The organism is Thalassospira sp. NFXS8, assembly GCF_040148805.1.
Taxonomy (GTDB): domain Bacteria; phylum Pseudomonadota; class Alphaproteobacteria; order Rhodospirillales; family Thalassospiraceae; genus Thalassospira.
Window position 1 is genome coordinate 860,295 of sequence record NZ_JAGEMF010000002.1, and the last position, 13,556, is coordinate 873,850.

Annotated in this window: 13 protein-coding genes; 12 read left to right on the forward strand and 1 reads right to left on the reverse strand. The window is 54.0% G+C overall.

Translation table 11 applies throughout. The features are described 5' to 3' along the window. Positions 1–175: 175 nt before the first annotated feature. Positions 176–985, reverse strand: coding sequence for a protein phosphatase CheZ (locus J4E05_RS13090; protein WP_085587070.1), 810 nt, complete (start codon positions 983–985; stop codon positions 176–178). Positions 986–2,138: 1,153 nt separating this feature from the next. On the opposite strand from J4E05_RS13090, the gene coxB reads away from it, so the two are divergent. The 12 genes from coxB to J4E05_RS13150 all read left to right on the forward strand — a co-directional run bounded on the left by coxB (position 2,139) and on the right by J4E05_RS13150 (position 13,518). Further along, positions 2,139–2,990, forward strand: a complete 852-nt coding sequence (coxB, locus tag J4E05_RS13095; protein WP_085587072.1) for a cytochrome c oxidase subunit II — start codon at positions 2,139–2,141, stop codon at positions 2,988–2,990. 11 nt (positions 2,991–3,001) lie between these two features. Further along, positions 3,002–4,597: a cytochrome c oxidase subunit I gene (ctaD, locus tag J4E05_RS13100; RefSeq protein ID WP_085587073.1), complete on the forward strand. Its 1,596-nt coding sequence runs from the start codon at positions 3,002–3,004 to the stop codon at positions 4,595–4,597. A 78-nt stretch (positions 4,598–4,675) separates the two neighbouring features. Then, positions 4,676–5,602 (forward strand): heme o synthase, encoded by a 927-nt coding sequence (locus J4E05_RS13105; RefSeq protein ID WP_085587074.1) that lies wholly within the window; start codon positions 4,676–4,678, stop codon positions 5,600–5,602. Further along, entirely contained in the window at positions 5,599–5,742 is a 144-nt protein-coding gene (locus tag J4E05_RS13110; RefSeq protein WP_168184787.1) for a cytochrome c oxidase system small membrane protein, read from the forward strand. Before J4E05_RS13105 ends, J4E05_RS13110 begins: the two co-directional genes overlap by 4 nt. Positions 5,743–5,745: 3 nt before the next feature. Continuing rightward, a complete protein-coding gene (locus J4E05_RS13115) occupies positions 5,746–6,384 on the forward strand; it encodes a cytochrome c oxidase assembly protein (RefSeq protein ID WP_349596253.1) in 639 nt (212 codons plus the stop codon). A 71-nt stretch (positions 6,385–6,455) separates the two neighbouring features. Next, the gene (locus J4E05_RS13120; protein WP_085587076.1) at positions 6,456–7,256 is read left to right on the forward strand and encodes a cytochrome c oxidase subunit 3; all 801 of its coding nucleotides are present in this window, start codon (positions 6,456–6,458) and stop codon (positions 7,254–7,256) included. A gap of 59 nt (positions 7,257–7,315) precedes the next feature. Further along, positions 7,316–7,684 (forward strand): DUF983 domain-containing protein, encoded by a 369-nt coding sequence (locus tag J4E05_RS13125; protein WP_349596256.1) that lies wholly within the window; start codon positions 7,316–7,318, stop codon positions 7,682–7,684. Positions 7,685–7,691: 7 nt separating this feature from the next. Continuing rightward, positions 7,692–8,414, forward strand: coding sequence for an SURF1 family protein (locus tag J4E05_RS13130; RefSeq protein WP_349596259.1), 723 nt, complete (start codon positions 7,692–7,694; stop codon positions 8,412–8,414). 148 nt (positions 8,415–8,562) lie between these two features. Beyond that, positions 8,563–10,050, forward strand: coding sequence for a carboxypeptidase M32 (locus J4E05_RS13135; RefSeq protein ID WP_349596261.1), 1,488 nt, complete (start codon positions 8,563–8,565; stop codon positions 10,048–10,050). A gap of 126 nt (positions 10,051–10,176) precedes the next feature. Beyond that, a complete protein-coding gene (locus tag J4E05_RS13140; RefSeq protein ID WP_085587080.1) occupies positions 10,177–10,581 on the forward strand; it encodes a cyclic nucleotide-binding domain-containing protein in 405 nt (134 codons plus the stop codon). 225 nt (positions 10,582–10,806) lie between these two features. Next, positions 10,807–12,204, forward strand: coding sequence for a threonine synthase (thrC, locus tag J4E05_RS13145; protein WP_349596265.1), 1,398 nt, complete (start codon positions 10,807–10,809; stop codon positions 12,202–12,204). Between the two features lie 54 nt (positions 12,205–12,258). Then, positions 12,259–13,518, forward strand: coding sequence for a M16 family metallopeptidase (locus J4E05_RS13150; RefSeq protein ID WP_349596267.1), 1,260 nt, complete (start codon positions 12,259–12,261; stop codon positions 13,516–13,518). Positions 13,519–13,556: the final 38 nt, after the last annotated feature.

The following is a 13,556-nucleotide window of genomic DNA, read 5'->3' on the forward strand; positions in this document are numbered from 1 at the left end:
TGACATGACAGGACCGCAAATCTCGTCAGTTTGCCGCAGGCGTGTTGCCTTGCCTGCTTTGTTACGCACAATCATGGTTTACGGCGCGGGGCAGAAGCAGGGAGGAGACGGGCAATAAAAAGGCAGCGCCCGCTAACGGGATCGCTGCCTTGTTTTGTTTTGCAAGAGATACGGCCTAGTCGAACAAAGCGTCGATTTCGTCTTGCGAGAAAATCTGGTCGATTTCGTTCTGGTTGTTCTTTTCCTGATTTTGCGGGGCACGGGTAACGGTTTTATCAAGGTTATCCATGCCTTTGGGATCCGGCGGCAGGTCAAATTCGTCAAAGTCTTCATCGCCCCAGATCTCGATCACGCGGTTCACGCGTTCCTCGATATATTTCATGGTGTTGACGACTTTGGTAATACGCTGCCCGGTCAGGTCCTGGAAGTTACAGGATTCAAACACCTTAACAACCAGTTCAACAATATCATCGGCCAGGCCCTGTACATAATCATCGGTCGCGGAGGAGCGAATATTATGGGCAACGGTATCAATATTTTCGACATTTTCCAGAATGTTGGCCGTGGCTTCCTCGGTGGCTTCAACAATCGAGTCAAGCTCGCCCTTCACAATGTTCAGGCGCGTGCCGCTGGAATCGTCCGGTGCCGAATAAAGGGCGGCGATTTCTTTTTTGGTTTCCTGAATTGAATTGGCCAGCGCGCGAATTTCGGTTTTCAGCATCCGCAATTCGTTACGGGCATCGCCCTGTTCTTCGGGCGTCTGAACCAGCTTGCGCTGCTCGTCAATCATGATTTTGATGTCGGACAGAAGCTCCAGCTTCAAATCTTCGATCGCATTATGCAGGGACGACAAATCAGGTGCCTGTGCCTGTCCTTCACCGTAATTCGCCGGTTCGGGCAGCGATACGATGTCGCTCATATGTTCCAGCTTGTTTAACAACCGCATTTCGGCAGTGAACAGCTTCTTTTGATTTTGACGAGCCATAGGCAAACCTCAATAACGAAAATCTGTCTTGTATTATACTACACTATACCTGAGCGCCGGGTGCTAAAGTTTCCCGGTATGTCATTGCGAGCGCGCCTGCAAATTTCGGCCCCCGGCTGTTGCCAACCGTTCCGTACCGCTTGCCATGCTTTGATAATGGGGAAAGCTGGCGACAAGTAAAGGGATCACTGCGAGTAAATTTTGCAAAAAATACCGATTTGGCCGCTTAGACAGAAGAATATAGCCTTATACTGTTCTTGCACCTGCCACCAAAATGATCCGGCCGGTTGAGGGTATACCTTTGCAAACCGGCTGTAATTACCTGATCCAGGCCCGATTTTCCGGCAAGATACCGGTTTATGCCGCTCTTTCCTTACCCTTGGGGCCATACGGGCAATAAAAACAGAATTACCGATGAAACCAGATAGGGGCCGGGGCGGGCATTTCCGGGGATAGGGCGGGCATGGATGGGGGCGGGCGACTTGATATGCGGTGCAAGAAAATCTGTCGGTTGAAACCGGTTGAAAGCGGGTTTTGCCCAATATGACACTGTGTTTTGCCGACAGGATTGAAAAGTTGCCGGACGATTCGCGACGCTTTTGCACCAATTCCGGCAAAACCATACCAAATTATGTGGATCACAGGTTGCGACGCGATCGAACGCGCTTGGGGTGAATTGAAATATTTCAGCAAAATTTTCAGGTTGCATCGCGATGCGCGCCGCGCGCACATAGCTTTGTTGCCTTTGGCTACCGCAGGGCGATATGGCATTGCGGGCGTTGTGGTTGGGTTGCTATAAGGGGAATATTCCTTTTGATCCATAGGTTTAGTTTTGGAAAAATACTGAAATCAGCTAAAACCCTATGAGGAAACACAAAATTAATTTGTGCAGCGCAGCAAGGTTTTTTGTGGAACAGGTTGAAAAGATAAGCTATTTGCCACGCATACCGATATGCTTGGCATGTCAGGATAATAGAATTAGTGTTAGCTAATTAGTTTGTCGTTTTAATGTCGGGACCGATCCGCGGTCCAATGTCATGGCGGGTCATTTTCGGGGAGCGATCGGGCCTTCCCGATCGGAATGTGTCGCGCTGTTCGGCCTTGCCGAAAATGGCATAATGCCTTGAGTTGTAATGCGAGGGGGCAGATTCGCATGTCGATCAAGATGCTGTTTCCCATTTTTTTGCTGGGATTGGCAGTTCTGACAGGACTGGATTCATCTGCGATTGCCGCAGTGGGCCAGCCCGAGCCATGGCAACTGGGTCTTCAGGACGCAGTTTCGCCAGTGGCGGTTGAGGGCCATAATTTTTTCATCTTGCTGGTTTGGCTGATGACAGCGGTGGTTGTTATCGTGCTGGCGTTGCTGCTTTATGTGCTGTTTCGTTTCAGCCACAAGCGCAATCCGAAGCCATCAAAGACCACCCATCATACCTTGCTTGAAGTGGCATGGACGGTGGTGCCGGTCCTGATTTTGCTGATCATTGCCATCCCGTCTTTCCGTTTGCTGTATTACGCAGATCATGTCGAAGACGCCGACATGACGCTAAAAATCATCGGCAAGCAGTGGTACTGGACCTATGAATATCCCGACAACGGCGATTTCACCTTTGATTCGCTGATGCTCGATGAGGATGCGGCCGTTGCCGAAGGCAAAAAACGCCTTCTGGATGTGGATAATCCCGTTGTTCTGCCGGTCGATACCGACATTCGCCTGATCATGACATCCGAAGATGTGATTCATAGCTGGGCGATGCCGTCACTGTTCATTAAACTCGATGCTGTTCCGGGTCGTCTTAACGAAACCTGGACCCGCATTCCGGCCGAATATGCCGGAACGATGTTCTATGGTCAGTGTTCGGAACTGTGTGGTGTCAATCACGCCTATATGCCGATTGCGGTTAAAGCCGTGACCAAGGAAGAATACGCAGATTGGGTCAAGACGGCTCAGGAACAGTTTGCATCGGCAACCTTGCCGAACGCTGTTTCAGTTGCCTCGGCCGAGTGAGGGAGAGTTCAATGGCTCACGCTGATACACATGCGCATGATCATGACCACGATCATACGCCCGGTTTTTTCAGCCGCTGGTTCTTGTCGACCAACCACAAGGATATCGGATCGTTATATCTGATTTTCTCGCTGGTGGCCGGTTTGATCGGCGGGGCGTTTTCGGTGTGGTTCCGTATGGAACTGGCACATCCCGGAACCCAGATTATCGAAGATCACCAGTTTTTTAACGTGCTTGTGACCGCACACGGCATGATCATGGTGTTCTTTGTTGTCATGCCCGCCATGATTGGCGGATTTGGCAACTGGTTCGTGCCGATCATGATTGGCGCACCTGACATGGCCTTTCCGCGCCTGAACAATATTTCGTTCTGGTTGCTGGTTCCGGCATTCTTTTTGCTGCTGCTTTCGGCGGCCGTCGGCACGGGGGCCGGTACAGGCTGGACGGTTTATCCGCCGCTTTCAAGTGTGCTGGGGCATCCGGGGGCATCGGTGGACATGGCCATTTTCGCGCTTCACCTTGCCGGTGCCAGCTCGATTTTGGGCGCGGTCAACTTTATCACCACGATCTGCAACATGCGTGCGCCGGGCATGACCCTGCATAAAATGCCGCTTTTTGCCTGGTCGATGCTGGTTACCGCCTTCCTGCTTTTGCTGGCGGTTCCGGTTTTGGGTGGTGCCATCACTATGCTGCTGACCGACCGTAACTTTGGCACCTCCTTCTTTGATCCGGCCGGGGGCGGGGATCCGATCCTGTATCAGCACCTGTTCTGGTTCTTTGGTCATCCCGAAGTTTACATCATGATTTTGCCGGGCTTTGGCATCATCAGCCACATCATTTCCACCTTCTCGCGCAAGCCGATTTTCGGGTATCTCGGCATGGCTTATGCGATGGTTGCCATTGGTGTTGTCGGCTTTATCGTGTGGGCGCACCACATGTATACTGTTGGCCTGGATGTTGACACCCGTGCCTATTTCACCGCGGCAACGATGGTGATTGCGGTGCCAACCGGGGTTAAGATTTTCTCGTGGATCGCCACCATGTGGGGCGGTTCTATCAGTTTGCGCGCGCCCATGCTGTGGGCGATCGGCTTTATCTTCCTGTTCACCGTCGGCGGTGTGACAGGGGTTATTCTGGCGAACTCCGGCATGGATCTGCCGTTGCACGATACCTATTTCGTGGTTGCGCATTTCCACTATGTGCTGTCGCTGGGCGCTGTCTTCTCGATCTTTGCCGGTTTCTATTACTGGTTCGGCAAAATGACTGGGTACGAGATTTCCGATCTTGGTGGCAAGATTCACTTCTGGCTGTTTTTCATCGGCGTGAACCTGACCTTCTTCCCGCAACACTTCCTGGGGCTTGCCGGTATGCCGCGTCGGTATGCCGACTATCCTGATGCGTTTGCTGGGTGGAACCTTGTTTCGTCCTATGGTGCGTATATCTCGTTTGCAGCAACTATTTTCTTCCTCGGTGTGGTGGCACACGCCTTTATTCGTGGTAAGAAAGCCGCCGCAAACCCGTATGGCGAATATGCTGATACCCTGGAATGGACTGTCAGCTCGCCGCCGCCGTTCCATACTTTTGATGAACTGCCGCGCATCAAGTAACCATGCGATCTTTTGTCTTTCGCCGGAATTTCCCGGCGAAAGACAACCACCAAAGCCAGAAAGAAGACCGCACCTGTCATGAGCAAGACCGCACTTGATCAGACACTGACCCTTGATACCGTTCCAAGCATTCCGGTTTCGACCGTGCGTGATTATTTTACGCTGCTTAAACCCGGTGTCATGACGCTTGTTGTATTTACCGGTGCCGTTGGCCTGCTGATTGCGCCTGGCCATCTGCACCCGTTTCTGGCCCTGGTTGCCATTGGCTGCATTGCTGTTGCCAGTGGCGCTGCTGCCTCGATTAACATGTGGTATGATCGCGACATCGACATTCACATGAAACGGACCATGAACCGGCCCATTCCGGCCGGGCGTGTTCCGGCGGATGAAGCCCTGTCGCTGGGAATTTTCCTGTCGATTGTATCGGTCACTGTCATGGCCGTTGCCATTAATCTGGTGGCGGCGGTTCTGCTGGCGGTGTCGATCGGGTTTTATGTCTTTGTTTATACCATGTGGCTGAAACGCCGCACGCCGCAAAACATTGTTATTGGTGGTGCTGCCGGGGCTTTTCCGCCCATGATCGGCTGGGCTGCTGTAACGGGTGGCATAGACCTTAATTCGGTCGCGCTGTTCATGATCATCTTCATGTGGACGCCGCCGCATTTCTGGGCTTTGGCGCTGTTTCGCTGTGGTGATTATGCCAAGGTTGGCGTGCCGATGATGCCGGTGGTGGCGGGTGATGTTGCGACCAAAAAGCAAATGCTGGTTTACACCATCCTGTTGTTGCCCGTGACTTTGGTGCCCTATTTTACCGGTTTGCTTGGCGTGTTTTATGCCGTTACGGCGGGCCTGACCGGCCTGTGGTTTTTGCGTCATGCCTGGCGTGTTTTGCGCAATGCCGAGGAAAAGGCACCGCAAAAAATGTTTGGCTATTCGATTTTGTACCTGTTTGTGCTGTTTGGCGCGATGGTTGCCGATATCTGGCTTGAAAGTTTCATCGTATGACCGAACAACCGAAAATGACTGACGAAGAACTTGCTGCTTTTTATGCCAGTCGCCGGCGTAAAAACTGGGTTCTTCTGGGAATATTGACCGGCCTGGCCGTTTTGTTTTTCGTGATCACCATCCTGAAGATGAGCGGCTGAAAAATGACGCGCCGGAAACGCAAAAACCAGGAAAATCGCAGAAAGATCGGGGGATGGATCTTTTGTGCCGCGGCTATTCTGGTGGGTGGGTTTATCGGCTTCAAGATGGCATCGGCACCCGGCATGTTTGCGGATGGCGCGGGTGCGATGCACGAAAGTCCGGCCGGTGCTGCCGGGCTCGCGTTGGCCGCCCCTGGCGGAATAACCCGGGTAAGTGCGACAACTGGCACGGATGTGCAGGCGCGAACGATTACAGTGTCCTTTGACGGAACGTCGGACCTGTCAATGGATTGGGAATTTGCTCCCGAGCAGGCGTCGATGACGGTGCCGCTGGGGGAAAACAGGATGGCATTTTATGCCGCCCGCAATAAGTCGGACAAGGTTGTAACCGGTGAAGCCGCCTATAGCGTGAGCCCGGTTGAAGCAGGCCGCTATGTAAACAAGCTGGCATGTTTTTGTTTTGATGAGCAGCGCCTGTCGCCGGGCCAGAATGTGGATATGCCGATCAGCTTTTTTGTTGATCCGGCGATTGCGGATGATCCGGCATTACAGGATTTGAGCGAAATTAAACTGTCGTTTGCCTTTTACGCCGTGAAAACGGCGGCCCAGGCAGCCGACAGATCGGGTGAGAACGGAGGCTGACCCAAATGGGCCAGCGTTCGGGAATGCGTAGTTTGACACTTAATTTATTCAAGGACTGAGGGGGGCGAGGAATGAGTGATCACGCTCAGAAACATCCGTTCCATCTGGTAGACCCAAGCCCGTGGCCGATGGTGGCCGCACTTTCGGCAGGCTTGTTTACCGGTGGCATGGTTTATTTCATGCATTCGGATCGGATGCTGACCGATTTCTGGCTGGCTGCCATTGGCATTGCCGGTATCCTGTTTGTGATGTTCCGCTGGTGGAGCGATGTTGTTCAGGAATCGCGCATCTATCATAACCCGGTGGTGCAAATCGGCCTGCGGTATGGCATGTCGCTGTTCATCGCATCCGAGGTCATGTTCTTTGTTGCGTTTTTCTGGGCTTTTTTCCAAAGCGCCCTTCTGGACTTTAACCCGTCTGTAACCCAGTGGCCGCCTGCTGGTATTGAAGTGCTTGATCCATGGGATCTGCCCTTTATCAATACCCTGATCCTGCTGTTGTCGGGCTGCACGCTGACCTGGGCGCACCATGCCTGCCTTGAAGGCAATAAAAAACATATGGTGCAGGGGCTGGCGATTACCGTTCTGCTGGGCATCGCGTTTTTGTCCTGCCAGGCCTACGAATACCATCATGCGGCCTTTGCCTTTGATGATGGCATTTACCCGTCAACCTTCTATATGGCGACAGGTTTCCACGGCTTCCACGTTTTTGTCGGCACGGTGTTCCTGGCGGTTTGCCTTTATCGCGCCAACCGCGGCGATTTCAAACCGGACCATCACTTTGGCCTCGAAGCTGCCGCATGGTACTGGCACTTCGTTGACGTGGTGTGGCTGTTCCTGTTCTTCTCGGTCTATATCTGGGGCGGGGCATAACGCCCCCCTCACTCTCTGTCCGAAAATGACAATGCCAACCCAAAGGTTTTAAAAACCTGATGACCCTGGATTATTATCCACCCCTTTCCCCCATTCGTACCGGCCTTGCCTGCAAGTGTCCGCGCTGCGGTGGGGGAAAGCTGTTTTCGGGCTTTCTTGTGGTGCGCGAACAGTGCGATGTCTGCGGGCTTGATTTGCGCGGTCACGATGCCGGTGACGGTCCCGCGATTTTCATTATTTTCATCCTCGGCTTTTTGGTGGTGCCCCTTGCCTTATGGGTGGAATTAACGTACCAACCGCCTTTGTGGCTGCATGTGGTCATGTGGTTTCCCACCGTGATCGGGGTTACCCTTTTGCTGTTGCGGCCGCTAAAAGGGGTGATGGTTGCCTTGCAATACCGTCACCGGTCGACCATAGAACAGGAATAGGCCCTTTATGGCGCTTCTTAAAACGCGGCCCACCGTCGCACTATCGATTTCTGCCGGCCTGGCATTGCTGATTTTGCTGGTATTATGTGGCTGGCAGGTGGAACGGTTATTCTGGAAAGAAAACCTGATCGCTGAACGCGAAGCCCAGGCCAGCCTGCCGCCCATCGATTTTCCTGTTGATGTTACCAAAATCGACCCCGCCCTGTCGTTTCGCGCCGTAAAGGCGCATGGCCGTTTTCTGCATGATCAGGAAATGTATTTAATGGCGCGCACCATGCAGGGCAGTGTGGGTTATCAGGTGATCACACCGCTTGAACAGGCCGATGGCCGCATCATTCTGGTTAATCGCGGCTGGGTACCCGACGACAAACGCGACCCCGCCACCCGCCTGGAAGGCGAGGTTTCAGGCCAGGTTGATGTGACTGGCGTCTTGCAGGTCGCCCGGCCCCGTCATTGGGCCCAGCCCGAAAACGACCCGGTGAAAAACCAGTGGTTTTATGTTGATCCGCAACATATGGCCGAAGAAGCAGGCGGCGACCTTGCCAGCCCCTATTACCTGGAAGCCGACGCCACGCCAAACCCCGGTGGATTGCCCAAGGGCGGACAGGCGCGGGTAACCCTGCCTAACAACCATTTGCAATATGCCATTACGTGGTTTTGCCTTGCGGTTGCGCTGGTTGTTATTTTTATCGTTTATCATCGCCGCCCGGAACCGCCCAAAGCGGATTGAACTTGCAGCCGGGGCCATTGGCAGACTAGTTTTCAGGGTAATTGTGAATTACCGGCGTTCCTTGTTGCCTGCGGGTGGGGGAAACGTGGTGTGATTTCATGATTTTCCGGATCATTTCTGTTTATGTCCCCAACGCTGCGGAGCCCCTATGACCAAAGCCTATCTTGCGCTTGAAAACCGTTTTCGTCGTATGAACATTCTGGCGGATATTGGCGGGATGCTGCATTGGGACATGGCCACCATGATGCCCGATGGCGCGGCAGAATCGCGTTCCGAACAGTTGGCCACCCTTGATGTCATGTCCAACGAGCTCATCAAGGATGCCGCCCTGGCGGATCTTCTGGCCGAGGCCGAAGGCGAAACCCTGACGGACTGGCAGCGCGCCAACCTTCATGAAATGAAACGCGAATGGGTGCATGGCAATGCCGTGCCCGGTGACCTGGTCGAGGCGATTTCGCGCGCCTCCACTGCGTGCGAGGTGGCATGGCGCACCGCACGCGCCGAAAACGATTTCGCCGCCCTGTTGCCCAAATTACAAACCGTGCTGGACCTCTCGATTGAAGCCGGCACCGCCAAGGCCGAAGCCCTGGGCTGTTCGGTGTATGATGCCCTGCTTGATCAATATGATCCATCCATGCGCTGCGAGCGGATTGATGGCCTGTTTGCCGATCTTGAATCGTTTCTGCCCGACTTTACTGCCAGCGTGATCGAACGCCAGAAAGGCGAACCTGCTGCCATGCCCCCCGAGGGCCCGTTTCCGATTGCGACCCAGAACGCTATCGGGCTGGACCTGATGAAGGCGGTCGGGTTTGATTTTGACCATGGCCGACTGGATATTTCCCACCATCCGTTTTGTGGCGGCACCGCCGATGATGTGCGCCTGACCACGCGTTATAACGAAGCCGATTTTACCAGCGCCATCATGGGTGTGATGCACGAAACCGGCCACGCCATGTATGAACGCGGCCTGCCCGAAAATTGGCGCATGCAGCCGGTGGGCAAGGCGCGCGGCATGAGCATGCATGAAAGCCAGTCTTTGTTGATTGAAATGCAGGCCAGCCGCTCGCAGGAATTTCTGACCTATGCGGCCCCGATGTTTAAAAAGGCGTTTAATGGCAATGGCCCGGCATGGGAGCCGGAAAACCTTTATCGTCTTTATACACGGGTGGAGCCGGGCCTGATCAGGGTCGATGCTGATCAGGTTACTTATCCGTCGCATGTGATTTTGCGCTATCGCCTGGAACGTGCCCTGATCGAAGGCAATATGAAACTGGCCGATTTGCCTGGTGCCTGGAACGATATGATGCAATCGCTTTTGGGCATTACCCCGCCCAATGACGGCAATGGGTGCCTGCAGGATATTCACTGGCCGTCAGGCGCCTGGGGCTATTTCCCCACTTACACCATGGGCGCGATGGCGGCGGCCCAGTTGTTTGCCGCAATTCGCACCGCTGTGCCCGATGTCATGGAACAGCTTGCCCTTGGCAATTTTGCCCCGCTGATGACCTGGCTTCGCGCCAATGTGCATGAAAAAGGCTCCAGCGCCACAACGGATGAAATTCTGGGTGCTGCCACCGGCGCGCCTTTGCAAACAAAGGCGTTCATTGCCCATTTGCAAAATCGTTACGGCGGTTAAATTATTATAACGCCGGGTCTGCCCGCTGGTCCTTTGTCGGGATAAACGATAGAGTTTCCAGCGGGCAGGCCTAAATCTGACATCAAAAACTGACTTACACTAAATCGCACAGGACCAGACAGGCAAATGGCATCAAAGGTAATGGACCGTCAGGTCTTTGCGGCGGGACAAATCATTTTCCGCGAGGGAAAACCAGGTGGTGCCGCCTATGTGGTGCAGGAAGGCTCGGTCGAGATTTATAAAACCTCCGGCAGTGGCGAAGATGTGGTTTTAGGGCATATCGAACCCGGGGGCCTGTTTGGCGAACTATCGCTGATCGACGATGCCCCGCGCATGGCCTCGGCCCGGGCGCGCGACCGTACGGTGGTTATCGCCATTTCACGGCGTCAGTTTGAATATAAACTCAACGAATCCGACCGTTTCATTCGTGCCATTTTGCGCATTCTTTTATCAAACTACCGGCAAATCACCCGCCGTTCGGTCAAACTTGAGGCGCTTTTGCGCAAACATGGCATTCCGTTCGAGGATTAAGCCGTTTTCGGTATGCTTCACGGGCGTAATGCCGGTGCCGGGCGGTTATTTGCGGTGATCGGGCGTGTTTTTACCAATGCAGGGCACCTGCCCGCTATTCATCCTTGACTATGGCGGGGTAAGTCCGCACTAACTCGATATTCTGTGGAAATGGTGATGCTGCCGCGGGTGTTTGTGGCGCGTCCCATTGCCTGATGACTGTTTGTTTGTATCAGGAGCTTTAAAGTGCGTTATATCAGCACGCGGGGAACCGCCCCCGTTTTGCAATTCGACGACGTTCTGTTGGCCGGTCTGGCCCGCGATGGCGGCCTTTATGTGCCCGAAACCTGGCCGCAATTCACGGCCGAGGATATCAGGTCATTTCGCAGCATGACATATGCCGAAGTGGCCTTTGCGGTGATCAAACCGTTTGTTGCCGGAACCGTCGATGATAGCGCCCTTAAAACCATTCTTGATGAAACCTATGCCGGTTTTAATCACACCGCCGTTGCCCCGCTTAAACAGCTTGGTGCCAATGACTGGGTGATGGAATTGTTCCATGGCCCGACTTTGGCGTTTAAGGATTACGCGCTTCAGGTGGTGGGGCGTTTGTTTGACCATGTTCTGGCACAGCGCGGCGAGCGCGTGACCATTGTCGGGGCAACCTCGGGCGATACCGGCTCTGCCGCGATTGAAGCCTGCCGCGACCGCGATAATGTGGATATTTTCATTCTGCATCCTGCCGGGCGCGTGTCCGAAGTGCAACGCCGCCAGATGACCACCGTGATTGCCGATAACGTCCATAACCTTGCGGTGGATGGCTCGTTTGATGACTGCCAGGATCTGGTCAAAGCGCTGTTTAACGATCACGCCTTCCGCGATGAAATTGGCCTCTCTGCGGTTAATTCCATCAACTGGGCGCGCATCATGTGCCAGATCGCCTATTATTTCTGGGCCGGTGTCCAGTTGGGTGCGCCAGACCGCGAGGTTTCTTTCTCCGTACCCTCGGGCAATTTTGGCAATGTCTATGCCGGGTATGCCGCCCTGCAAATGGGCCTGCCGATCAAACAGTTTGTGGTTGGTTCCAATTCCAACGACATTCTCGCGCGGTTTTTCAATAATGGCGTGATGAAAATGGACGGGGTTAACCCCACCATCAGTCCGTCGATGGATATTCAGGTCAGCAGCAATTTTGAACGGTTGCTGTTTGATTTGTATGACCGCGACGGTGCCGCAATTGCGCAACTGATGACCGAATTTCGCAAAACCGGCCTTATGGAAATGTCGCAGGGCCGCTTTGACAAAGCCCGCGAACTTTTTGATGGCTATCGCATGGATGATGACCAGACCCGTGCTGCCATTCTCGATGTGTATCAAAAAACCGGTGAACTGGTAGACCCGCATTCCGTGATTGGCATTGCCGCCGGGCGGGCATGCAACCGTGACGCTTCGGTGCCGATGATTGCCCTGGCAACCGCACACCCGGCCAAGTTCCCCGATGCGGTTAAACAGGCATCGGGCATTTACCCGGACTTGCCCGAACGCCTCTCCGATCTATATGACCGACCAGAGAAACTTGAACCCATGACCAACGATGCCGATGCCCTGATGGCGCATGTTCGTAAAAACCGGCGTGCGGCCTGATTGATGGCAGTGATCGGATCGTTGGACCTTGATATGAAACAGGAGAATATCTGAATGACAGTCGAGCTGACGGAGCTTGACAATGGCATGATTGTCGCCACGGACCGCCTGGAACATGTGCAGTCTGTGGCTTTGGGTGCATGGGTAGATGTCGGGGCGCGTAACGAGACGCCCGAAATTAACGGCATTTCCCATATGCTTGAACACATGGCATTTAAAGGCACGCGCAAACGGACTGCGCTGCAAATTTCCGAAGAAATCGAAGCGGTGGGCGGGCAGATGAATGCCTATACCTCGCGCGAAAATACCGCCTATTATTGCAAGGTGCTGCACGAAGACCAGGCGCTGGCGATTGATGTGATCGCCGATATTTTGCAAAATTCCACCCTTGATGAAAAAGAGCTGGAACGCGAACGCCAGGTGATCTTGCAGGAAATCGGTCAGGCAATTGATACGCCTGACGATATCGTGTTTGATTATTTTCAGGAAACCGCGTTGCCAAATCAGGCGCTGGGCCGCTCTATTCTTGGCACCCCTGAAAATGTTTCCAGCCTGTCACGCGATGATCTGTTTGATTTCATGTCGCGGCGCTATAGTGCCAAACGCATGGTGTTTTCGGCCTCGGGCAATGTGAACCACAATGAAATCGTCGATATGGTTTCATCAAAATTCACCGATCTTCCGACCCACGAAGACCACGATATGGAAACGCTGCGCTATGAAGGCGGCCAGCGCATCGAACATCGCGACCTTGAACAGGCCCATGTCATTTTTGGCCTGCCCACGGTGCCCTATGCCGATGACAGTTTCTATGATGTGCAGGTGTTTAACACCCTTTTGGGCGGCGGCATGTCGTCGCGCCTGTTTCAGGAAATCCGCGAAAAACGCGGGCTAGTCTATTCGGTTTACAGCTTCTCGTCGCATTATGTCGATGGCGGCCTGTTCTCGATCTATGCCGGCACCGGGCCAGATGACCTGCCCGAACTGATGCCGGTGATGTGCGACGAACTGAAACGCGCCACCGTCGATCTGACCGAAGAAGAAGTCAACCGCGCCCGTGCCCAGCTTAAGGCCATGGTCGTGATGGGCATGGAAAGCAATTCGGCGCGTTGCGAGACGCTCGCCCGGCAAATTCAGGTCCATGGCGGCCCGCAAACCATTCCCGAAATCATCGAAAAGATCGAAGCGGTTGATTTGAACAAGGTCCGCGCGGCTGGCGAAGCCCTGATATCGGGCAAACCGACCGTCACCGCCCTTGGCCCCGTCGCCAAGATGCCGGAATACGATACGCTGGTGGATCGCTTGCGGGCGTGACCTGACAGCGTTGGCGGTCTGATCTGATACCACACTTT

Bases quoted from the DNA above. Each gene is read 5' to 3' on its own strand.
- J4E05_RS13090 (WP_085587070.1), bottom strand. From the start codon at position 985: ATGGCTCGTCAAAATCAAAAGAAGCTGTTCACTGCCGAAATGCGGTTG.
- coxB (WP_085587072.1), top strand. From the start codon at position 2,139: ATGTCGATCAAGATGCTGTTTCCCATTTTTTTGCTGGGATTGGCAGTT.
- ctaD (WP_085587073.1), top strand. From the start codon at position 3,002: ATGGCTCACGCTGATACACATGCGCATGATCATGACCACGATCATACG.
- J4E05_RS13105 (WP_085587074.1), top strand. From the start codon at position 4,676: ATGAGCAAGACCGCACTTGATCAGACACTGACCCTTGATACCGTTCCA.
- J4E05_RS13110 (WP_168184787.1), top strand. From the start codon at position 5,599: ATGACCGAACAACCGAAAATGACTGACGAAGAACTTGCTGCTTTTTAT.
- J4E05_RS13115 (WP_349596253.1), top strand. From the start codon at position 5,746: ATGACGCGCCGGAAACGCAAAAACCAGGAAAATCGCAGAAAGATCGGG.
- J4E05_RS13120 (WP_085587076.1), top strand. From the start codon at position 6,456: ATGAGTGATCACGCTCAGAAACATCCGTTCCATCTGGTAGACCCAAGC.
- J4E05_RS13125 (WP_349596256.1), top strand. From the start codon at position 7,316: ATGACCCTGGATTATTATCCACCCCTTTCCCCCATTCGTACCGGCCTT.
- J4E05_RS13130 (WP_349596259.1), top strand. From the start codon at position 7,692: ATGGCGCTTCTTAAAACGCGGCCCACCGTCGCACTATCGATTTCTGCC.
- J4E05_RS13135 (WP_349596261.1), top strand. From the start codon at position 8,563: ATGACCAAAGCCTATCTTGCGCTTGAAAACCGTTTTCGTCGTATGAAC.
- J4E05_RS13140 (WP_085587080.1), top strand. From the start codon at position 10,177: ATGGCATCAAAGGTAATGGACCGTCAGGTCTTTGCGGCGGGACAAATC.
- J4E05_RS13150 (WP_349596267.1), top strand. From the start codon at position 12,259: ATGACAGTCGAGCTGACGGAGCTTGACAATGGCATGATTGTCGCCACG.